The organism is Kitasatospora sp. NPDC028961, from assembly GCF_055564815.1.
Genome location: NZ_JBVHVO010000005.1, coordinates 60,734 through 81,704, shown reverse-complemented (window position 1 = coordinate 81,704; position 20,971 = coordinate 60,734). Strand labels below are relative to the sequence as shown.

Here is a 20,971-nt window from a genome sequence, read left to right as displayed (position 1 = left end):
ATCCTCCACGGTTAGCTTATGTGCGTACGTACGTGTGTCACGTACGTCCATCCTGCCCGAGGCGAAGGCCCGGCGGTGCACCCGGCGCGGACCAGCCGTGCGGGAGCCGCCCACCGAACGCGAGTCCCCCACTCCGCGGACCGTCCCGGGCGGGCCGAAATTCCGCCACCACCCCGCATGACGGCCGACCGGATCGAGGACCCCGTGAGCGACCTTCCCTTCGGATTCGGCGTTCCGCCAGAGGAGCCCGAGGACGGCAAGCCCGAGGACGGCAAGGGCAAGCCCGGCGACGAGCAGAAGAAGAAGGACCAGGGCGGCGAGCAGGGCGGCCCCCAGCCGTTCGGCTTCGGCGGGAACCCCTTCGGCGCGCTCTTCGGCATGGGGATGCCCGGCGCTCCCGGCGCTCCCGGCACCCCGAGCGGGCCCGGCGGGGGCGACAACCCCTTCGCCGCGATGTTCGGCGGCCTCAACCCCAACGACCTCGGCGCCGCCTTCCAGCAGCTCGGCCAGATGCTCTCGTTCGAGGGCGGCCCGGTGAACTGGGACCTCGCCAAGGACATCGCCCGCCAGACCGTCGTCGCCGAGCCCGTCGAGGGCAAGTCCAAGGACCGGTCGGTCGGCGCCTCCGAGCGCTCCGCCGTCGCCGAGGCCGTCCGGCTCGCCGACCTCTGGCTGGACGGCGCCACCGAGTTCCCCTCCGGGGCCGGCACCGCCGTCGCCTGGAGCCGGGCCGAGTGGATCGAAGCCACCCTGCCGGTCTGGAAGGACCTCGTGGACCCGGTCGCCGAGCGGGTGGGCACGGCCATGGGCGGCGTCCTGCCCGAGGAGATGCAGGCCATGGCGGGCCCGCTGATGGGCATGATGCGCTCGATGGGCGGCGCCATGTTCGGCACCCAGATCGGCCAGGCGCTCGGCGCGCTCGCCGCCGAGGTGGTCGGCTCGACCGACGTCGGCCTGCCGCTGGCCCCCGCCGGGAAGGCCGCGCTGCTGCCGCAGAACATCGCCGAGTTCGGCGAGGGCCTGAACGTGCCCGCCGACGAGGTCCGGCTCTACCTCGCCCTGCGCGAGGCCGCCCACCAGCGCCTCTTCGCGCACGTGCCGTGGCTGCGCGCCCACCTGTTCGGCGCCGTCGAGGCCTATGCGCGCGGCATCAAGGTCGACACCTCCCGGATGGAGGAGCTCGCCGGCCAGCTCGACCCGAGCAACCCCGAGGCGCTCCAGGAGGCCCTGGCCGGCGGACTGCTCCAGCCCGAGGACACCCCCGAGCAGAAGGCCGCGCTCGCCCGTCTGGAGACGGCGCTCGCGCTGGTCGAGGGCTGGGTCGACGCCGTGGTGCACACCGCCGCCGAACCGCACCTGCCGCAGGCCGGCGCGCTGCGCGAGACCGTCCGCCGCCGCCGTGCGGCCGGCGGACCCGCCGAGCAGACCTTCGCCACCCTGGTCGGCCTGGAGCTGCGCCCGCGCCGGCTGCGCGACGCCGCCCGGCTCTGGGCGCTGCTCGCCGACGCCCGGGGCATCGAGGGCCGCGACGACCTCTGGCAGCACCCCGACATGCTCCCCACCGCCGCCGACCTGGACGACCCGGACGCCTTCGTGCACCGGGACACCGCCGGCGACACCGAGGGCGGCCTGGACTTCGACGCGATCGACAGGCTGCTCGGCGAGGCCGCCGCGGGCGGGCCGTCGAAGCCCTCGGAGCCCTCGAAGCCTTCGGAGTCCGCCAAGCCCGACCTGGAGAAGAAGGACGACGGCGAGGACGGGAAGGGCGAGCCCACCGCATGACGCTCACCGAGACGGGCGCGTCCGCCCTGCACGCGGACGCGGTCCGCACCCTGAGCGGCTGGCGTCCGGCCGACCCGGACCAGGAGCGGCTGCGCCTCGACTACCTGGACCACCTGGCCGAGCAGCCCGAGGGCCTGTTCCGCTCCTGCCTGCCCGCTCACATCACCGCCAGCGCGGCCGTGGTGGACCCGGCCGCCGGGCGGGTGCTGCTGACCCTGCACCCCAAGGTCGGCCTCTGGCTGCAGATGGGCGGCCACTGCGAGCCGGGCGACCGCGACCTGGCCTCCGCCGCGCTGCGCGAGGCCACCGAGGAGTCGGGCATCCCGGACCTCGTGCTGCTGGCCGCCGACGGCGTACCGGTACCGGCCAAGCTCGACCGGCACCAGGTCCGCTGCACCGGCAAGGACCGGCCGGAGAACACCCACCTGGATGTCCAGTACATCGCGGTGGCCCCGCCCGGCGCCGAGGCGCTGATCAGCGAGGAGTCGCTGGACCTGCGCTGGTTCGGCTTCGACGAGCTGCCCGAGCTGACCGACCACTCGGTGCGCGACCTGGTGGCGCGCGCCCGGCAGCTCACCGGCTGAGGCGCGACAGACCTGAGGGGGCGCGGGCCACAGCGGCCGCGCCCCCTCTGTCGTGCGTCCGTCCGCCGCTGACCCGCGCCCGTCCGCCCCGCGTCGCCCGCCGCCCGCGCCCGCCCGGGGCGCGGGGCTCCGGTCAGCCGCAGGATCCGGCCGGCTCGGCCTCCGGCGGACCCGCGTGCCGGGCGCCCGGGATGTGCGGCAGCCGGGCCGCCGAGGCGACGCCCTCCAGATAGCCGCGCGCCCGCTCCGTCCGCGGGTACGCCTCCAGCAGGGCCCAGAACGAGGCGCCGTGGTCCGGCACCAGCAGGTGGGCGAGCTCGTGCAGCAGCACGTAGTCGACGACGTACTCCGGCATGCCCTGCAGCCGGTGCGAGAGCCGGATGGTCCGCTCGCTGGGGGTGCAGGAACCCCAGCGCGAGTTCTGGTTGGTGACCCAGCGGACCTGGACCGGCTGGGCGCGGTTGCCCAGGTAGGCGGCGGACAGCTCGCGCGCCCGGACCGCCAGCGCGTCGTCGCCGAGCACCCGGCGGCTCTCCTGGGCGGCCAGCTTCTCCAGCATCTGCGCGACCCAGCGCTGTTCCTCGGCGTGCGACATCCGGGCCGGGATCAGCACGACCGTGCGGTCCCCCTCGCGGTAGGCCGAGACGGTGCGGCTGCGCCGGGCACTGCGGCGGACCTCCACCCGGGAGCGGTCGAAGGGCAGCTCGACGTGTTTCTCCGACGGCGCGGGGGGCTGCGCGGGCGCCGATCCGGGCTGTTGGTCCGGGCGCCCGCGCGTGCTCGGCGTCGCGACCTGGGACCCGGAGGCTGCACGGGCACGCCGACGCGACGCCGGGGGATGGGAGTCCCGTTCGGCTGCCATGGCACACGACGTTACCCGGTACCACTGACAGAAGTCCGCTGCCATGGCCGAAATCTTTCGTGGAGTGATCGGGAACGAAAGGCCGACGGCGGGTGTCCGGAATGCGACCCCGTACCGGCCGGCAGGTTATCCACAGGGCATGCGAACGGATCATTCGATCATGTGCCCGTGCCTGTGGACAACGCCGGGCACGGATCCGCGCCGATCGGGCAGGCTGGCCCCGGCCGTCCGGAAACGATCGGAAGGAAATCCACCGTGCGCCTCCTGCTGAAGCCCGCCCTCTCCCGCAGCTGGCGGGACTCCGAGACCCTGCAGTTCGGCACCGTCCGCCGGTACGCCGGGGTGGTCGAACGCGCGGACCGGGCCCGCTGCGACTTCCTCGGCCTGCTCGACGGGACGCGGGACCGGCCCGCGCTGCTGGCCGCCGGCGAGCGGGCCGGCCTCGGGCGCGAGCCGACCGGCGCGCTGCTGGACGAGCTGGAGCGGACCGGGCTGCTCGACGACGCCGAGACGGCGGGCCGTGCGCTGGCCCGCTTCCCGCAGCCGCACCGGGAGCTGCTCGGCCCGGACCTCGCTTCGCTCTCCCTGGTGCACTCCGCCCCCGGCGCCGCCCCCGCCGTCCTCGGCCGCCGGGCCGACCACCGGGTCGAGGTGCGCGGGGCCGGCCGGGTCGGCGCCGCGATCGCCGCCGTCCTGGCGGCCGCCGGTACGGGGGCGGTCACCGTCACCGACACCGGCCGGGTGCGGCCCGCGGACTGCTCCCCCGCCGGCCTGCCGCCCGGCGAGGTCGGGCGGCTCCGGTCCACCGCGGCCCGCGACGCCGTCCGGCGGGCCTCGGCCCGCCGCACGGCTCCGGACACCCGCCGCCCCTCGGCGCGGGACCTCGACCTGGTGGTGCTGGCGCCGAGGGACGGCAGCGGTGCCTTCGCCGGCGGCGCGGCCGAGGCCAGGGAGCTGCTGCGGGCCGGGGTGCCGCACCTGTACGTCGGGGTGGTGGAGGAGTTCGGCGTGGTCGGCCCGCTCGTCGTGCCGGGTGTCTCGGCCTGCGGCCACTGCCTGGTACTGGCCCGCGAGGACGAGGATCCGGCCTCGCCCCGGATCCTGGCCCAGCTCGCCGACGAGGGCCCCGGCCGGGCCCGCACCCCCGCCTGCGACACCGGCCTGGCCACGGCCGTGGCGGGCCTCGCCGCCCTCCACGCCCAGGTCTACCTGGACGGCGGCCGGCCGCCGAGCCTCGACGGCTGGTGCGAACTCTCGGCCGTCGACGGCATGTCCCGGCGGCTGCGGCTGAAGGGCCACCCCGACTGCGGCTGCCTCTGGCAACCGCAGCCGCCGGGATGACCGCGGCGGGGCGCCGCGGCGACCGCCGCACGACAGGTCGGAAAAGGGGGCCGGGACCGGGGCGGCGAGCGGGCACAATGGCGTAGTGATGGTCGGCCCCCGGTCGTGGGGTGCCGGGGGCGTGTGGATTGGAGGCCCGGGTGAGCGATCTTCCGCGCAAGGCAATGACCCGCACGGCACGGCTCGCAGCCCTGCCGCTGGGAATCGCCGGGCGGGCCACCCTCGGGCTGGGGAAGCGGATCGGCGGGCGCTCCGCCGAGGTGGTGACGGCCGAGCTCCAGCAGGCCACCGCCGACCAGCTCTTCAAGGTCCTGGGCGAGCTCAAGGGCGGGGCGATGAAGTTCGGGCAGGTGCTGTCCGTCTTCGAGGCCGCGCTGCCCGAGGAGGTCGCCGGGCCCTACCGGGCGGCCCTGACCAAACTGCAGGACGCCGCCCCGCCGATGCCCGCCGCCAAGGTCCACACCGCGCTCGCGGAGCGCCTCGGCGAAGGCTGGCGGGAGCTGTTCCGGGAGTTCGACGACCGGCCGGCGGCCGCCGCCTCGATCGGGCAGGTGCACCGGGCCGTCTGGCACGACGGCCGCGAGGTGGCCGTCAAGGTCCAGTACCCGGGCGCGGGCGACGCCCTGCTGGCGGACCTCACGCAGCTGAGCCGGGTGGCCTGGCTGCTCGGCCCGCTCATCCCCGGCCTCGACATCAAGCCGCTGATCACCGAGTTGCGCGAGCGGGTCGCCGAGGAGCTGGACTACGAGCTGGAGGCGCAGGCCCAGCGCCGGCACGCCGAGGAGTTCGCGGGCGACCCGGACATCCAGGTGCCCGGCGTGGTCGCGCAGGCCGACCAGGTGCTGGTCACCGAGTGGATGGACGGCACCCCGCTGGCCGAGGTGATCACCGGCGGCACCCAGGAGGAGCGCGACCGGGCCGGGCACCTGCTGGCCCGGTTCCTGTTCGCCGGCCCGTCCCGGACCGGTCTGCTGCACGCCGACCCGCACCCGGGCAACTTCCGGCTGCTCAAGGACGACGGCCCGGTCGCCGGCTGGCGGCTCGGGGTGCTGGACTTCGGCACCGTCGACCGGCTGCCGGGCGGGCTGCCCGCCCCGATCGGCGCCTCCCTGCGGATGGCCCTCGCGGGCGACGCCGCGGGCGTGCTGGAGATGCTGCGCGAGGAGGGCTTCGTCAAGCCCTCGATCGAGCTGGACCCCGACGCGGTGCTGGACTACCTCGTCCCGATCATCGAGCCGGCGGCGGTGGACACCTTCCACTTCACCCGGGCCTGGATGCGGGCCCAGGCCGCGCGGATCGCCGATCCGCGGTCGCCCGCCTACAACCTGGGCAAGCAGCTCAACCTGCCCCCGGCGTACCTGCTGATCCACCGGGTCACGCTGAGCACCATCGGGGTGCTCTGCCAGCTGGGCGCCAACGCGCCGTTCCGGGCGGAGATGCGGCGGTGGCTCCCGGAGTTCGAGGAGCGCCCCGCCACCCCGCCGAAGGCGCGCACCGCCACCAGGGCCACCAAGGCTGTCAAGAAGCCCTGACCGGTCCGGGCAGCAACGGCCGCAGGCCGCCCCCCGGTTCGGGGGGCGGCCTGCGGCACGACGGGGGTGGAACTCTTACGTCCCGGCGCGCTACATCAGCGCGACGGCGAGGGCCTTGCGGGCCCGCAGCGAGGCCCGTTCGGCCCTCAGCTTGAGCCGGCGGGCCCGGGCGACCCGGGAGACGAGCCGTTCGTGCTCGGCCTCTTGCAAGCGCTCTTGCATATGGGCACGGGCCAGGGATTCGTGGAGGAGTTGCATCTCGAGGGTCCTGTTCTGGATCTGAAGTTCGGTGGTCTGCTCGGCGCGGACGGTCGGGTCAATGGCGGCGGGGGTCATGTCGTGGTCCTGCTCGTGGTGCGACGTAGGGAAGTGGACGGTGCGGGCCGCGTCGGCCTTGGCGGCGGCGATTCGCACGGAGCGGCGAAGGGCGCTGTCCAGCGGGGGCTGCTCTCCCCGGCGGACGGCCTTGGCTCCGAGCGCGGGGTTCACGCTGCGACCTCGGTCTTGCGCGGGCGGCCACGCGGCCGCTTGCGGGCCACGACGACACCCTGGACGAAGAGCTCGCCACCCCAGACGCCCCACGGCTCGCGCCGCTCCAGCGCACCGGTCAGACACGCGTCCTTGACCGGGCAGGTGCCACAGAGGGACTTCGCGTACTCGACGTCGGCGGGCGTCTCGGCGAAGAAGACCTCCGGGTCGAAGGCGCGGCACGGGATGGGGAGACCGAGCGCCTCGGCCTGCTCGATGGTGGTGATCTGCATCAGGGAAACCTCCGGAGGGTCGGCCTGGTCGGCCGGGGTGATCTGGCTTGTCTGCGGTACGGACGGGATGGGCGGCGTGATGACCGTGGACACTGTGGGCGTCTTCCTCGTCTTTTCAGTGGGTCCGGCTCAGCTGACTGGTGGGGCTGGGCCGGAGGCCCCGGAGGGCCTGGGTGGTCTTGCGTACCGGACAAAACAGAAGGGCCGCGGATCCCGGTGTGACGGGTTCCGCGGCCCTGGAGGTGCCGACCTGAGGCTTCCTCAGGTTCGTTCTCTCCAGGGTTCAGGCCCGCGGAAGGCCCGCATCCGGACGGCCGTGGCTCCCGTAAAGGCGGCCATGGCCTGCTCGTTGATCTGCTGCTCGTTCTGCTTCTGGGCGTTTCCGGCACCGATGACCCGCGCATAGCCGCCATGCATGGCGGCGGCTACGGCTGCCTTCGGTGCCTGGGTCGGTCGCTCGTCACGCAGGGAGCGCGACGTGCTCACGGCCGCCCAGCCACGGGACAGACCGGTCTCGACAGAGGTGCCGTCAATACCGCCCGTGATATCCGCGCCGCAGACGCCAGTGTGTCCAAGACCACTGACAACGGAGGCGACGGAAGCGGGAATGACGGAGGCACCCACGGCTTCGAGACCCAGACCGGTTCCACCCAGCTCGGCGAGAGCCCGCAGGCGGGCGGCACGCAGAGAGGCAGCGGCGACGACGGTCTGGCCAGTCAGTTTGGTGATCATGATGGTTTCCACTGTCTTCGCCTCCTCTCGGCGTCTCGCGGGGCCTGGTTTCCCGGGCTCCGAACTGTTCGGATGTCTGTCTCGGTGGTGCAGGTGATGCAGGTGGTACGTGGTGCGGAGAAGCTGTCGGGCCCAGGAGGACATGGCACAGGCGTCACCCCGTGCGTTCGCGTCCCCTTGACCGCTCCGGCAGGCTATTGCGCTCCCGGTACGGCGCGCAAACTATTTTTCCGGCGAGTTTCTCGACGGCTTCCGAAGGAGCCCGGGGCATCGGCTCCGCCCGCCCCGGGGACCTCCCCGGGACCGGCTCAGGCCGGTTCGTCCGGATCGCCGTCCTCGACGTCGACCGGATCCTCCGTGAGCTCTTCCCCCGCACACAACGAGAGCACGGCGGCCCCGTACTTGTCCAGCTTCATCGCACCGACCCCCGAGATCACCGCCAGCTCCTGGGTGGTCGCGGGGACGTCCTCGGCGATCGCCATCAGCGTCGCGTCGGTGAACACCACGTAGGCCGGGGCGCCCTGCTTCTTCGCCTGCCCGGCCCGCCACTCGCGCAGCCGCTCGTACAGCGCCTCGTCCATCGTGGAGGGGCAGCTCTCGCAGCGGCGCAGCTTGCGCTCGACCGCCTCGGTGAGCACCCGCTCGCAGACCCGGCAGCGGACCGGGCCGCGCACCCGGCGCCCGGCGGAGCGCTCGCCCGCCTCGACGCCACCGCGTCCGCCCCGGCCCCCGGCGCGCGCGCCCGGTGCGCCGGAGTTCGGCCGCAGCCCGTCCAGGAAGCGGGTCGGCTTGCGGTTGCCCCGGCCGCCCGGCGAGCGGGAGAGCGACCAGGAGAGCGAGAGGTGCTTGCGGGCCCGGGTGACGCCGACGTAGAGCAGCCGGCGCTCCTCCTCGACCTGCTCGTCCGTCTTGGCGTAGATGATCGGCATGGTGCCCTCGGTGAGGCCGACCAGGAAGACGGCGTCCCACTCCAGGCCCTTGGCGGCGTGCAGCGAGGCCAGCGTGACGCCCTCGACGGCGGGCGCGTGCTGGGCCGCGGCCCGGCCGTCCAGCTCGGCGACGTACGCGGCCAGGTCGGCCGGCTCCCCGGCCGCCGTGCGGGTGCGCTCGAAGTCCTCGGCGAGCCGGACCAGCGCGGCCAGCGACTCCCAGCGCTCGCGCACCGCGCCGGAGCCGGCCGGCGGCTCGGCGGTGAAGCCCCGGGTCGCGAGCACCGCCCGGACCTGCGCGGCGAGGCCGGGGGTGCCGTCGGTGAGCGGGTCGGAGGCGGCCCGGGCGGCGCCGCGCAGCAGCACGCCGGCGTCCCGCACCTCGGGGCGCTCGAAGAACCGCTCGGCGCCCTTGAGCTGGTAGGGGACGCCGAGGTCGGCGAGCGCCTGCTCGTAGACCTCGGACTGGCCGTTGGTGCGGAACAGCACGGCGACCTCGCTGGCCCGCACCCCGGACGCCAGCAGCTCCTTGATCCGGCGGGCGGTGGTCTCGGCCTCGGTCGGCTCGTCCTCGTACTCGGTGTAGACGGGCTCGGGACCGGCCTCGCGCTGCGAGACCAGCTCCAGCCGGTGCCGGGCCGCCTGGCCGCGGGCCTGCGCGAGCAGCCCGTTGGCCAGGTGGACGACCTGCGGGGTGGAGCGGTAGTCCCGGACCAGCTTGACCACCGTCGCCTCGGGATGGCGGGTGCGGAAGTTCAGCAGGTAGTCGGGGGTGGCGCCGGTGAACGAGTAGATGGTCTGGCTGGCGTCGCCGACCACGCAGAGGCTGCCCGCGGCGGGGCCGGTCCACTGGTCGAGCAGCCGCTGCTGGAGCGGCGAGACGTCCTGGTACTCGTCGACGGTGAAGTGCCGGTACTGGGAGCGGACCTGGTCGGCGATGTCCGGGCGGTCCTCCAGGATCGCGGCGGTCAGCAGCAGGACGTCCTCGAAGTCGATGACGCCGCGGCGGCTCTTGGTCTCCTCGTACACCCGGTACACCTGGGCGATCTCGGCCGGGTCGCGCGGGGCCTCGCGGGCCGACTTCTGCACCGCGGCCGGGTAGTCGTCCGGGCCGATCTGGGAGACCTTGGCCCACTCGATCTCGGCGGTGAGGTCGCGCAGTTCGGTGCGCTGGACGCGCAGCCCGCAGCGCGCGGCGGACTCGGCGACCAGCTGGACCTTGCGCTCCACCAGCTGCGGCACCGGGCCGCCCACGGCGCGCGGCCAGAAGTACTGGAGCTGGCGCAGCGCGGCGGCGTGGAAGGTGCGGGCCTGGACGCCCTCGGCGCCGAGCTGGCGCAGCCGCCCGCGCATCTCCCCCGCCGCGCGGGCGGTGAAGGTGACGGCGAGCACCTGGGCGGGCTGGTAGACCCCGCTGCGGACCCCGTAGGCGATCCGGTGGGTGATGGCGCGCGTCTTGCCGGTGCCGGCGCCGGCGAGCACGCAGACGGGCCCCTGCAGGGCGGTGGCGACGGCCCGCTGCTCGGGGTCGAGCCCGGCGAGCACCGCGTCGGGGCCGGACGCGGCGCGGTAGTCGTCGAACGGGCTGCCGCTCAAGAGGTCTTCCTGCATGCGTTCCATCCTCTCAGCCCGGTGCGACAACCGGGGCGGGCTTGTCCACAGGCCCGGTGCGATCGCAGGATGAACGGTGCGCGCTCGGGCGTGCGAGGTCGATCTCACGCCGGGCGCACGCGGAATGACCGTTGCGTGACGGACGTTCCTCCCAGAGACCGCACGCCCTCTTCCCGAAGGAGCCCCTCGATGTCCGGCAGCGTGACGATGTACAGCACGACCTGGTGTGGGTACTGCAACCGACTCAAGAGCCAGCTGACCCGTGAAGGCATCGGCTACACCGAGATCAACATCGAGGAGGACCCGAACTCGGCGTCCTTCGTCGAGTCCGTGAACGGCGGCAACCAGATCGTGCCGACGGTGCTGGTGACGCCGGCGGGCGGCGGCGAGCAGGTCGTGATGACCAACCCGAGCCTGATGCAGGTCAAGAAGGCCCTGGCGGCCTGACCCGCGACGGCCCGCGGGGCCCGGGCCGGCGCACCTCAGGGGGCGTCGGCCCGGGCCGGGTCCACCGGCGCCGCGGGTGCGGGCAGCTGGGTCCGGGCGGCGAGGTCGCCGACGCCGTAGACCAGCCGGCTGCGGTCGGCGGAGTAGCGGGTCTCGATGACCCGGACGGGGCCGCGCCGGTCGTAGGTCACCCGGGTCTGGACCATCAGCGGCACCCCGGGGCCGCCCTGGAACCACTGCGCCTCCTCGGGGCCGGGCATCCGGGCCACCAGGTGGTCCACCGCCCCGATCTCGGTCCGGCCGAGCAGGGCGAGCACCGCCTCGTCCCCGCCGTCGATCTGGTCGGGCTCCATCAGCGGGGTGCCCGCGGCGAGGCCGGCCCGGTAGTGGCTCTCCTCGATCGAGTACGGCTCACGGTCCAGCAGCCGGAGCTGGCGGCGGACCACGATCGCCTCGCCGGGCCGGAGCCCGAGCCGCTCGGCGATGTCGACCCGGGCCCGGACGATCATCATCTCGAAGTCGACGGTGAGCTCCCGGCCGGCGTCGGCGGCCTCGCCGAGGTAGACGGCGGTGGGCACGGCCAGGCAGTCCCGCGGCCCGGCGAGCGGGTCGCGCGGCGCCGGGGCCGGTCCGTAGGCGCGGTGGTCCAGGACGGGGTGCTCCCGGAGGTAGGTGCCCTTGCCCTGGAGCCGGACCAGCCGGCCCTCGTTGACCAGGACGTCGACGGCCAGCCGGACGGTGTTACGGGCGACCCCGTACTGGCGCTCCAGTTCGCTCTCGACCGGGAGGGCGGCCTGGGCGGTGAATTCGCCCTCGGCGATCCGGCGGCGCAGATCGGCGGCGAGGCGCTGGTATTTGGGGGATTGGGTGGTGCCCCGGGGGATTGTCACCCGAGTGAATGTAGCGAGGGCGGTGACCCGGTTTCAGCCGATTCCGACAATGTCGACCCGGATCGGCGACGGCGGGCCCACGACGGGCGCCCTGGCCCGCCGGAACACGGCAGGAGGCGGCCCCTCCGGATACGAACGTCAGCGCGCCCGACCGGCGCGAAATCCGTCCGGACCACCCGTTCGGCCGTGCCGGGCCCCTGGATGACCGGCGCGACGGAGGGCACGAAACGAAATCGGGGGCGCGCGGCAATAAGCCGCACGCCCCCGATTGTCGGAATTACCAGCGCGCCGCCGAAGGCAGCCGCTCCCCGTACCAGAGTTCGACCAGGTGACGGGCGATCGAAATCCCGGACGGCGGCAGGATCTCGCCCGCCGCCATGCCGGCCCGCAGCTCCTCCCGGGAGAACCAGCGCGCCTCGGCCAGCTCCTCGCCGTCCACGGTGATGGCCGTCCCGTCCGGATCGGCCTTGCCCATGAAGCCCAGCATCAGACTGGACGGGAACGGCCACGGCTGGCTGGCCACGTAGGCGACCTCGGCCACCCGCACCCCGGCCTCCTCGAAGACCTCGCGGACCACGGCCTGCTCGATCGACTCGCCCGGCTCGACGAACCCGGCCAGGGTCGACCAGCGGCCCTCCGGCCAGAGCGCCTGCCGGCCCAGCAGGCAGCGGTCCTGCTCGTCGGTGATCATCATGATCACCGCCGCGTCGGTGCGCGGGTAGTGCTCGGCCGCACAGGAGGTGCAGCGCCGGACGTGGCCGGCGCCGGCCTTCTCGGTCGGGTGCCCGCAGCGCGAGCAGAAGCTGTGCAGCCGGTGCCAGTGCTCCAGCGCGACGGCGTGCACCAGCAGCCCGGCGTCCCGGTCGGAGAGCATCCCCCCGACCTCGCGCAGCCCGGCCGGGCGGGCGTCGCCGTCGAGGCGCCCCGGCAGGCTCTCGCCGGCCAGCGCGAAGTACGACACCCCGTCCTCGTCGGTGCCGAGGAAGTAGCGGTCCCCGGTCTGCGGCGCCTCGAACGAGGGCATCAGCACCAGTTCGGTGCCCTGCCCGGTGTCCACCACGAACGCCTCACCGCCGGCGATCGGCAGCACCTTGGTGGCCGGGTGGCTCCAGGCGGCCGCCAGCCAGGGCTCGTCGAACCGGTGCTGGGCCGCCCGGTCGACGCCGGCCCGGGCCAGTGCCGGGGGCAGCGGGCGTTCGGTCTCAGGCACGGTGCTCACTTCGTTCCATCCCCACGTGATGAATCATCCGGATGAGTGGTCTGTTCGCCAGGACGGGCCGCGGAGGGCTCCCCGCGGCCTTCACGCCGCCTCGCCGCCCGGCCGCCAGTTCTCGGCCAGGTCGGCCCAGAGGTAGGCGGTCGTCTCCACGCCCTTGGCCAGCAGGTCGAGCTCGACCTTCTCGTCGACCGAGTGCCAGCCGTCCGAGGGCACCGAGATGCCGAGGAAGAGCACCGGCGCGCCGAGCACGTCCTGGAGTTCGGCGGCCGGGCCGGAACCACCCTCCCGGGTGAACAGGATCCGCTGCCCGAAGGCCCGCTCCATCGCCCGGACGGTGGACCGCAGGGCCGGGTGGTCCAGCGGGGTCAGGCAGGGCCGGGTGGCGCCCGGGAACTCCAGCGCGTACCGGATGCCCTCGGGCACCCGCTCGGCCACCCAGGACCGGACGGCCTCCTGGACCCGCTCCACCTCCTGGCCGGCCACCAGCCGGAAGGAGAGCTTGAGGTGCGCCGAGGACGGCACGATGGTCTTGCCGCCGGGGCCGGTGTAGCCGCCCCAGATGCCGTTCACCTCGGCGGTCGGCCGGGCCCAGACGCGCTCCAGGGTGGAGTAGCCGGCCTCACCGAGGGTGCCGTGCGACTTGGCGACCTTCAGCCACTGCCCCTCGTCGAAGGGCAGCTCGGCGAAGAGCTCGCGCTCGCGCGCGGTCAGCTCGATCACGCCGTCGTAGAAGCCCGGGACGGCCACCCGGCGGTCCTCGTCGTGCAGCGCGGCGGCCAGTTCGGCCGCGACCGCCGCCGGGTTGGGGACGGCGCCGCCGAAGGAACCGGAGTGGATGTCGCTGTCCGGGCCGTAGAGGTCGATCTGGGCGTCGGCCAGGCCCCGCATGCCGGTGCAGACCGTCGGCGTGGTCTCGGACCACATCCCGGTGTCCGAGATGATCACCACATCGGCGGCCAGCCGCCCGGCCTCCCGGCGGACCAGCGCGGGGAAGTGCGGCGAGCCGGACTCCTCCTCGCCCTCGATCAGCAGCTTGAGGTTGACGGCCGGCGCGGTGCGCCCGGTGGCGGCCAGGTGGGCGCGGACCCCGAGCGTGTGGAAGAACACCTGCCCCTTGTCGTCGGCGGCCCCGCGCGCGAACAGCTGCCGGCCGACCACGGTCGGCTCGAAGGGCTCCGTCGCCCAGCCGTCCTCCTTGGCGGCGGGCTGCACGTCGTGGTGCCCGTAGACCAGGACGGTCGGCGCGGACGCGTCCCCCGACGGCCACTCGGCGAACACCGCCGGCAGGCCGTCCGTCTCCCAGACCTCGACCACCGGGAACCCGGTCCCGCCCAGCTTCGCGGCCAGCCACTCGGCGGAGCGGCGGACCTCACCGGCCCGCTCGGGCTCGGCCGAGACGGAGGGGATGCCCAGCCAGTCGGAGAGGTCGGCCAGGAACTCGGCCTGGTGCCGGTCGATGAAGGAGCGGACGACGCTGTCCGGGGTTCTCGTCATACGGACGACTTTAGTTCGCCCGTGCGGGTGCCCGCCCCGGCCGTCCGGCCACCGGGCGCCGGACGGCCTGTAACGTCCGTCACCCCCGGCCGCACGGGGGCGGCGGCCGGGGGTGACGGGGGACACGGGGAACGCGCGGTCAGCCGGAGCGGCGCAGCAGCGAGATCCGCGAGCGGGTGAGCAGCGTGGCCAGCCCCACCGCGAGCAGCGGCAGGACGATCACGGTGACGCCGATGTCGAGCCACGGGAAGACGATCACGCTGTGGTCGGCCGTCTCCTCGGGGGACATCCCCGGGTAGGAGACGGACACGCCCTCCACCTTGCGCAGGGCCACCGCCGGGACCACCCCGGCGACCACGCCGAGCAGGGTGCCCATCGCGGCGATCACCCCGCACTGGAAGCCGGAGAGGCTGCGGCGGATCCGCGGCGCGGCGCCGACCGCCGCGAGGGTGGTCAGGTCGCGCTGCGAGTCGGCGGCGGCGAGCCCGGTGGCGATGCCGGCGGCGCCGAGCGCGACCAGGGCGGCGAAGCCCGTCAGACCGAGGCTGACCAGGTCGTCGTTGGACCGGAAGCCGCGCTCGACCCCGAACTGGGTGCCGTCGGCGAGCTTGTCGATCGCCGCCGTCGCCTTCTGCTCGGCGCTGTCGGACGGCGCCTTGGCGGGCAGCCAGACCGAGCCGGCGTCATGGGTGCCCAGCCCGAGCCGGCCGGCGGTCTCCGGGCTCACCAGGGCCTGGCCACCGGTCGGGACGACGGCGCGGAACAGCACCGCGTCGACGGCGATCTCGTGGCTGGGCGTGTCGTGCACGGGCGAGGCGTTCAGCTTGTTCGACTGCTCCTCGGCCGGCTCCGTCACGCTCACGACGAGCTTGCCGTCCTTGACGTAGTCGGCGTCGAACACGACGGCCTTGCCGGCGGCCAGCGCCTGGCTGGCGGCCGGGTCGTCCACACCGAACAGGTTGCGCAGCAGGGTGGCGTCCCCGGCGGCCACCATGCCGAACGGGTTGACCCGGTAGGAGTGGTTCGCCCTGCAGCGCGCGTCCTCCTTGCGGAGCCGCTCGGCCTCGGCCGGGGCGATGGCCTCGCTGCCCTTGTCGAACAGCGGGCAGCGCAGCTCCTTCGGCAGCTCGGTGGTGACGTAGCCGCAGTTGCCGTGCGTCCGGTCGCAGTCGCCCTTGAGGCCGACCTCCTGTACGTCGGCGCGCCGGCCGAGGTCGGGGATGTTGCTCTCGACGGCGCCGCGCAGCTGGGGCAGCAGCTTTCCGTCGGCGGCCGAGCCCCAGCCGCTGCTCACCGTGACCGCGCCGGCCGGCGCGGCGGCGACGTACTCCCGGCGGTGCTCCTCATGGCTGCTGGCGGTGTAGATGCCGACGGCGACCGAGCCGGCGACGGCGGCCATCACCGCCGCGACGGCGGGGGCGGTGCGTCCGCGGTGGCGGACCGAGTCGCGCAGCGCGAGCCGGGGGCCGAGCGGCAGCCAGCGGCCGATCCGCCCGAACAGGCCGACCAGGTAGGGCGTCAGGGCGACCATGCCGAGTTCGGCGATCATCGAGCCGCCGAGCACGGCCGTACTGCGGTTGCCGAAGCCGCTGGTCGCGCCGAGCAGGGCGAGCGCGGCGCCGCCGCCCACCATCAGCAGGCCGAGCAGCGCGAGCTTGCGGCTCGGCGGCTTGAGCGAGTCACGGCCGGTCAGCGCGGCGACGACGTCCTGCCGGGAGGCCTGGACGGCCGGGACGACGGCCGCGAGCAGACCGGTGACCAGGCCGATGCCCAGGACGCCGAGCAGGTCGAGCGGCTGGAGGTCGAAGTGGCCGAACCGCTCGCCGGCGTAGTTCTCGGCCTGGGTGCGCAGCACCGCGACCAGGCCGACGCCGACGGCCAGACCGAGGGCGGCGCCGGTGACTCCGAGCACGACCCCGCCGCCGAGGACGACCGCGCGGACGTCGGCCCGGTTACCGCCGCCGGCGGCGAGCAGCCCGAGCTGGCGCCGGGAGCGCCTGGCGCCGACGGCGAAGGCGGGGCCCGCGAGGAGCACGATCTCCAGCAGCGCCATGCCGACCACGGTGGCGAGGATGACGACGGAGGTCCGGTCGAGGTAGGGGGTACCGCCGCTGCTCTGGCCCTTCTGGGCGTAGAGCGGCACCTCGGAACGGGCCGGCGGGTCGAGCAGCACGCTGCGGGAGGCGACGGTGAAGCCGTACTTGTTGAACTCGGTCACCTTGGGCCAGTCGATCGCGGCCCCGGCCGGGAGCTTGACCAGCCAGCGGGCGCTCTCCCCCAGCGCGGAGCGGCCGAGGCCCTTGTCGGCGCCGGGCAGCTTCATCAGCGGGTCGACCAGCGCGCCGGGGCGGGCGATCAGCCCGGTGGCCCGCAGGTCACCGGGGTACTCGGCGACGGCCGTGATGGTGAAGGGGGTGGCCTCCAGACCGCGCGGGGAGGTGCGGTCGCCGATCCTGAGGCCGGAGCGGTCGAGGAAGTCCCGGGTGACGGCGACCTCGTGGCCGGCGCTCGGGGCGCGGCCCTCGACCACGTCGATCCGGCCCTTCCAGACCGGGTCGTTCAGGTCGGCCTCGGCGGTCCGCACGCTGAGCAGGCCCTGCACGGTGCTGGTGGGGACGAACGGGCCCTCGCGCAGCGGGACGAGCGTGGTGCCGGCCGGGACCAGCTGCTTGACCAGTTCGGCCGGCTCGGTGTCGAGGCTGCGGCGCTGTTCGGGCGTGTACTGGGGCCGGCCGTTCTCCACCTTGGCCTCGTCGGCGCCGGTGAGGTCGAAGGGCTGGTCCGGGTCCGGTGCCTGCAGGATGATCGAGCCGCGGTCGACCAGGTGGATCTCGGCGTCGGACTGGCCCATGGTGCGGACGATCCGCTCGACGGGGTCGAGTTCGGCGCTGCGGAAGAACACGTCGGCGCCGGTGACGCCGAGCACGGGCAGCGCGACCATGGCGACCACGAGCGCGCTGCGGCCCTTGGCGCGCAGGGCGTCCCGTCGGGCGATCCGCAGGGCGACCCGCCAGGCGCTGAACCTCACTGCGCCACCGGGCCCTTCGCGTTGGTGGCCGCGGAGACCAGCAGGGTGCCGGCGTCCTGGCTGATGCTCTCGTCGACCATGCGGCCGTCGCGGAGGAAGACCACGCGGTCGGCCCAGGCGGCGTGCCGGGCCTCGTGGGTGACCATCATCGCGGCGGCGCCGGCGTCGCAGCGGGCGCGCAGCACGGCGAGGACGGACTCTCCGGTGGTGGAGTCGAGGGCGCCGGTGGGCTCGTCGGCGAGGACGAGCCGGCGGTCGCCGATCAGCGCGCGGGCGATGGCGACGCGCTGCTGCTGCCCGCCGGACATGTCGTCGGGGAAGCGGTCGGCGAGCTCGGGGATGCCGAGCTCCTCCAGCGCGGTCATCGCCTCGCGGCGGGCGGCGCGGCCGGAGAGACCGTCGAGCTCGCGCGGCAGCGAGACGTTCTCGGCCGCGGTGAGGGCCGGGATCAGGTTGTAGTCCTGGAACACGTAGCCGACCGAACGGCGGCGGACCTCGGCCAGCTTCTTGCGGTTGAGGCCGCCCAGGGCGGTGCCCTCGACCAGGACCCGACCGCTGCTCGGGGTGTCCAGCCCCCCGGCGAGCGTCAGCAGGGTCGACTTGCCGGAGCCGGAGGGCCCCATCACGGCGACGAACTCGCCGGGGTGCACCCGGAGGTCCACGCCGCGCAGCGCGTGCACCTCGGCCGCGCCCTGGCCGTGCACCCGGGTGACGTTGTCCAGGTGCAGCACCGGTTCGGTGCCGAGCCTGCTCGGATCGGTGTGGATCACACTTCCCCCTGCTGTTCTGGGCCCGGGGTCGCGGATGGCGGCCGGGCCGTGGTTCGTGAAGTCCGTACGGGGTTCAGGCCCGGGTGCGGCGCCGCCCGCGCCGGACGACCTCGGGCTCGGCGGCGCGGGCCTCGGCGGCCCGGGCCTGTTCGATCTCGGCGTGCTGGGCGAGGCGGGTCTCGCAGTGGTCGAGCCAGCGGATCTCGGCCTCGGTCTGGAAGATCAGCTGTTCGAGGACGAGCAGCCAGGCGAGGTCGGCGCCGGGGGCGGCCGACGGGCCGGCGCCGCCGGGGCGGGCCTCGCCGGTCAGCGCGCGGGCCTTGAGCCGGGTGTAGTCCTGGAGCGCCTTGATGCTGTGGCGGCGCTGGCCCTGGACGACGGCGGGCACGTCCACCCCGGGGACGGTGACCGCCATGGCCAGCTTGATCGCCAGCTCGTCGCGCGGCGGGCTGGTCCGCGGCACCGGGGTGTCGAACCAGGTGCGCAGCTCCGCGCGTCCTGCTTCGGTGACCGCGTAGAACTGGTGCCCCTCCTCGTCCTCCCCCGCGGGCTCGACCAGGCCGTCGCGCTCCAGGCGGGACAGGGTGGTGTAGACCTGGCCGACGTTGAGCGGCCAGGTGGCACCGGTGCGCGCCTCGAACTCGGTGCGCAGCTGGTAGCCGTAGCGCGGGCCCTGGTCGAGCAGGGCGAGCAGACCGTGACGGATGGACATACCGAGTATGTATACCCGGTATGCCCGGCGGGCTCAAGCGGCGCCCCCTCCCGGTGAGCGGGTACCGTCGTGCGGTGTGAGCCAGTTGCGCATCGCCACCTTCAATCTGTTGCACGGTCAGCCGCTCGCCCCGGACGGTGCTCCGCGGCCCTACCCCGCCGACGCCGGTGGACCGTTGGCGGAGGCGGTGGCCGCGCTGGACGCCGACGTGCTCGCCCTCCAGGAGGTGGACCGCTACCAGGCCCGCTCCGGCGGCACCGACCAGGCCGCCGTCGCCGCCAAGGCGATGGGCGCCGCGGACTGGCGGTTCGCCGCCGCGCTGCACGGGCGCCCGGCGCCGGTCGCGGGCTGGGTGCCGGAGCCCGCCGGCCCCGCCGGACTCCAGGTGTACGGGCCGAACGAGGTCGGCGACGACGCGCCGCCGTCGTACGGCACCGCACTGCTGACCCGGCTGCCGGTGCGGCACTGGCGGGCCCGGCGGTTCGCCCCGGCCCCGTTCGGGCTGCCGCTGCGGGTGGCCGGCCGGCGCGGGCTCACGCCCGTCCCGGACGAGCCGCGGGCCGCGCTGGCGGCCGTACTGGAGGGCGAGCACGGGCCGTTCACCGTGGTGGCGGCGCACCTGTCGTTCGTGCCCGGCTGGAACATGGCGCAGCTGGCGGGGATCCGGCGCTGGATCGCCGACCTGCCGCAGCCCTACCTGGTCCTGGGGGACTTCAACCTGATCGGCGCGGTGCCCCGGACGGTACTGGGCGGGGCCACCGCGCTGGACCGGACGGCGCCCCGGGCGCGGGTGCGCGAACTGCGGGCGGCCCGGCGGGCCCGGCCGGCCCTGGTCGAGCCGCGCCGGCGGCGGGTGCGCGAGCCGCGGGCGCGGCTCCAGGGCTGGTACGACCTGGCCCGCACGCCCACCTACCCCTCGCACCGGCCAGCCGTGCAGTTCGACCACGTGCTCGCGGTGGGCGTGCCGCGCACCGCGGTCGGCCCGGCGGCCGCCCCGCGGGCGGTGGTGTCGGACCACCGCCCGCTGGTGGTGGAGGTCGGCCTGTAGGCGGTCCGGCCGGGCCGCCCGGTGCCGGGCGGTCAGCTCCGGGGGTGCGTCAGCTGCCCGTTCTGGTGCGGCAGGTGCGGCTCCGGCCCGAGCGGGTCGTACTGGAGCAGCAGCATCGCCGCGTCGTCGCCGAGCTGGCGGCCGACGTGGCGGACCACGTCCTGGTGCAGGCGTCGCAGGACGTCCACCGGGTGGCCGTCCGCGCAGTGCGGCAGCCGCTCGGCGAGCGGGTAGAAGACGCCGGCCCGGTCCCGGGCCTCGATGACTCCGTCGGTGAACAGCAGGACGCGGTCCCCCTGCCGCAGCGGGACCTCGTGCACCGGCGGCCGGACGTCGACCGGGTCGAGGACGCCGAGCGGGGGCACCGTCTCGGCGAGCTCCAGCGGCCGGACCGGCTCGGTGCCCCGCAGCAGCAGCGGCGACGGGTGGCCGCAGTTGACGATCTCGGCGGTGCCGTCGGGCCGGACCCCGATCAGCACCAGGGTGACGAACTCCTCCTCCACGCCGGGGTGCTCGTTCTCGTGCAGGGCCCGGTCGAGGCTCACCGCGAGCCAGCCCGCCACCCGGTCCAGCGCGGGCTCCTGGTGGGCGGCCTCCCGGAAGGCGCCGAGCACGGCGGCGGCGGTCTCCACCGCGCCGAGCCCCTTGCCCCGGACGTCGCCGACCACGGCCCGGACCCCGTGCCGGGTGTTGACCACCTCGTAGAGGTCGCCGCCGATCCTGGCGTGCGCGGCGGCGGCCTCGTAGTGGACGGCGGCCCGGACGGTGCCGACCCGCTCGGGAACCGGCCGCAGCAGCACCCGGCGGGCGATCGAGGCGACCAGCTGGGCGTCGGCCAGCGCCTTCTCCTGGCGCAGCCGCAGGGTGGCGCTGACCCAGCCGATCGCGGCGACCAGCACGACGGCGAAGACGGTGGCGCTGTGCACGGACTCGCCGAGCGAGTCGCTGCTGGCGGCCATCAGGAAGGCCACGGCCTCGGTGCAGAGGCCGATGGCGAGCGGGTACCAGGTACGCCGGCTGACCACGGCGGCCAGCGCGGGAACGGCGGTGAGGGCCGGCTCGACCGTCACCTCGGTGTTGCTGACGTAGTCGAGGGCCACGACCAGCGCCATGCCGATGAACGGCAGCGCGAGCGCCGTCCTCGGCCAGGTGCCGGTCGAGCCCGGAGCGGTCCCCGGGGCCGGCCCGGCGAACCGCTCTCTCATCCATCCGGTCGCGCTCAACTTCGG

Annotated in this window: 18 protein-coding genes; 6 read left to right on the top strand and 12 right to left on the bottom strand. The window is 74.7% G+C overall.

Going from position 1 to position 20,971, the window contains the following annotated elements; translation table 11 throughout:
• The first annotated feature begins 204 nt into the window (after positions 1-204).
• Positions 205-1,782, top strand: a complete 1,578-nt coding sequence (locus ACZ4UX_RS12735) for a zinc-dependent metalloprotease (RefSeq protein ID WP_465706637.1) — start codon at positions 205-207, stop codon at positions 1,780-1,782.
• Positions 1,779-2,366 (top strand): NUDIX hydrolase, encoded by a 588-nt coding sequence (locus ACZ4UX_RS12730; protein WP_465706636.1) that lies wholly within the window; start codon positions 1,779-1,781, stop codon positions 2,364-2,366. The genes ACZ4UX_RS12735 and ACZ4UX_RS12730 overlap by 4 nt, the downstream gene beginning before the upstream one ends.
• A gap of 133 nt (positions 2,367-2,499) precedes the next feature.
• On the opposite strand, the gene ACZ4UX_RS12725 is transcribed toward ACZ4UX_RS12730, so the two are convergent.
• Positions 2,500-3,069 (bottom strand): M48 metallopeptidase family protein, encoded by a 570-nt coding sequence (locus tag ACZ4UX_RS12725; protein ID WP_329492238.1) that lies wholly within the window; start codon positions 3,067-3,069, stop codon positions 2,500-2,502.
• Between the two features lie 414 nt (positions 3,070-3,483).
• Between ACZ4UX_RS12725 and ACZ4UX_RS12720 the strand changes: the two genes are divergently transcribed.
• A complete protein-coding gene (locus tag ACZ4UX_RS12720; RefSeq protein WP_465706635.1) occupies positions 3,484-4,569 on the top strand; it encodes a ThiF family adenylyltransferase in 1,086 nt (361 codons plus the stop codon).
• 140 nt (positions 4,570-4,709) lie between these two features.
• Positions 4,710-6,101, top strand: coding sequence for an ABC1 kinase family protein (locus tag ACZ4UX_RS12715; RefSeq protein ID WP_359803250.1), 1,392 nt, complete (start codon positions 4,710-4,712; stop codon positions 6,099-6,101).
• 90 nt (positions 6,102-6,191) lie between these two features.
• Here the strand turns inward: ACZ4UX_RS12715 and ACZ4UX_RS12710 are convergent, their stop codons facing one another.
• The 4 genes from ACZ4UX_RS12710 to ACZ4UX_RS12695 all read right to left on the bottom strand — a co-directional run bounded on the left by ACZ4UX_RS12710 (position 6,192) and on the right by ACZ4UX_RS12695 (position 10,134).
• Positions 6,192-6,437, bottom strand: a complete 246-nt coding sequence (locus tag ACZ4UX_RS12710) for a Clp protease/crotonase-like domain-containing protein (RefSeq protein ID WP_380388100.1) — start codon at positions 6,435-6,437, stop codon at positions 6,192-6,194.
• Between the two features lie 149 nt (positions 6,438-6,586).
• Positions 6,587-6,955: a WhiB family transcriptional regulator gene (locus ACZ4UX_RS12705; RefSeq protein WP_380388088.1), complete on the bottom strand. Its 369-nt coding sequence runs from the start codon at positions 6,953-6,955 to the stop codon at positions 6,587-6,589.
• Positions 6,956-7,123: 168 nt separating this feature from the next.
• Entirely contained in the window at positions 7,124-7,606 is a 483-nt protein-coding gene (locus tag ACZ4UX_RS12700; protein ID WP_465706634.1) for a hypothetical protein, read from the bottom strand.
• A 296-nt stretch (positions 7,607-7,902) separates the two neighbouring features.
• Positions 7,903-10,134, bottom strand: a complete 2,232-nt coding sequence (locus ACZ4UX_RS12695) for an ATP-dependent DNA helicase UvrD2 (RefSeq protein ID WP_465706633.1) — start codon at positions 10,132-10,134, stop codon at positions 7,903-7,905.
• 189 nt (positions 10,135-10,323) lie between these two features.
• On the opposite strand from ACZ4UX_RS12695, the gene ACZ4UX_RS12690 reads away from it, so the two are divergent.
• Positions 10,324-10,581: a mycoredoxin gene (locus tag ACZ4UX_RS12690; RefSeq protein ID WP_329489505.1), complete on the top strand. Its 258-nt coding sequence runs from the start codon at positions 10,324-10,326 to the stop codon at positions 10,579-10,581.
• Between the two features lie 35 nt (positions 10,582-10,616).
• Here the strand turns inward: ACZ4UX_RS12690 and ACZ4UX_RS12685 are convergent, their stop codons facing one another.
• The 6 genes from ACZ4UX_RS12685 to ACZ4UX_RS12660 form a co-directional block, all read right to left on the bottom strand.
• Positions 10,617-11,471 carry a GntR family transcriptional regulator gene (locus tag ACZ4UX_RS12685; protein ID WP_465706632.1) on the bottom strand — a complete coding sequence of 285 codons (855 nt, stop codon included), beginning with the start codon at positions 11,469-11,471 and terminating at the stop codon, positions 10,617-10,619.
• A gap of 277 nt (positions 11,472-11,748) precedes the next feature.
• Positions 11,749-12,690, bottom strand: a complete 942-nt coding sequence (gene nudC / locus ACZ4UX_RS12680; RefSeq protein WP_465706631.1) for an NAD(+) diphosphatase — start codon at positions 12,688-12,690, stop codon at positions 11,749-11,751.
• Positions 12,691-12,771: 81 nt separating this feature from the next.
• Positions 12,772-14,184, bottom strand: coding sequence for a dipeptidase (locus ACZ4UX_RS12675; RefSeq protein WP_352295766.1), 1,413 nt, complete (start codon positions 14,182-14,184; stop codon positions 12,772-12,774).
• A 139-nt stretch (positions 14,185-14,323) separates the two neighbouring features.
• Positions 14,324-17,212 (bottom strand): FtsX-like permease family protein, encoded by a 2,889-nt coding sequence (locus ACZ4UX_RS12670; protein ID WP_465706630.1) that lies wholly within the window; start codon positions 17,210-17,212, stop codon positions 14,324-14,326.
• Positions 17,209-17,982, bottom strand: coding sequence for an ABC transporter ATP-binding protein (locus tag ACZ4UX_RS12665; protein WP_329489500.1), 774 nt, complete (start codon positions 17,980-17,982; stop codon positions 17,209-17,211). The genes ACZ4UX_RS12670 and ACZ4UX_RS12665 overlap by 4 nt, the downstream gene beginning before the upstream one ends.
• 73 nt (positions 17,983-18,055) lie before the next feature.
• A complete protein-coding gene (locus ACZ4UX_RS12660; RefSeq protein WP_329489499.1) occupies positions 18,056-18,694 on the bottom strand; it encodes a PadR family transcriptional regulator in 639 nt (212 codons plus the stop codon).
• A 76-nt stretch (positions 18,695-18,770) separates the two neighbouring features.
• Between ACZ4UX_RS12660 and ACZ4UX_RS12655 the strand changes: the two genes are divergently transcribed.
• Positions 18,771-19,742 carry an endonuclease/exonuclease/phosphatase family protein gene (locus ACZ4UX_RS12655; RefSeq protein WP_465706629.1) on the top strand — a complete coding sequence of 324 codons (972 nt, stop codon included), beginning with the start codon at positions 18,771-18,773 and terminating at the stop codon, positions 19,740-19,742.
• A gap of 32 nt (positions 19,743-19,774) precedes the next feature.
• Here the strand turns inward: ACZ4UX_RS12655 and ACZ4UX_RS12650 are convergent, their stop codons facing one another.
• Positions 19,775-20,947 (bottom strand): PP2C family protein-serine/threonine phosphatase, encoded by a 1,173-nt coding sequence (locus ACZ4UX_RS12650; protein WP_465706628.1) that lies wholly within the window; start codon positions 20,945-20,947, stop codon positions 19,775-19,777.
• Positions 20,948-20,971 lie beyond the last annotated feature (24 nt).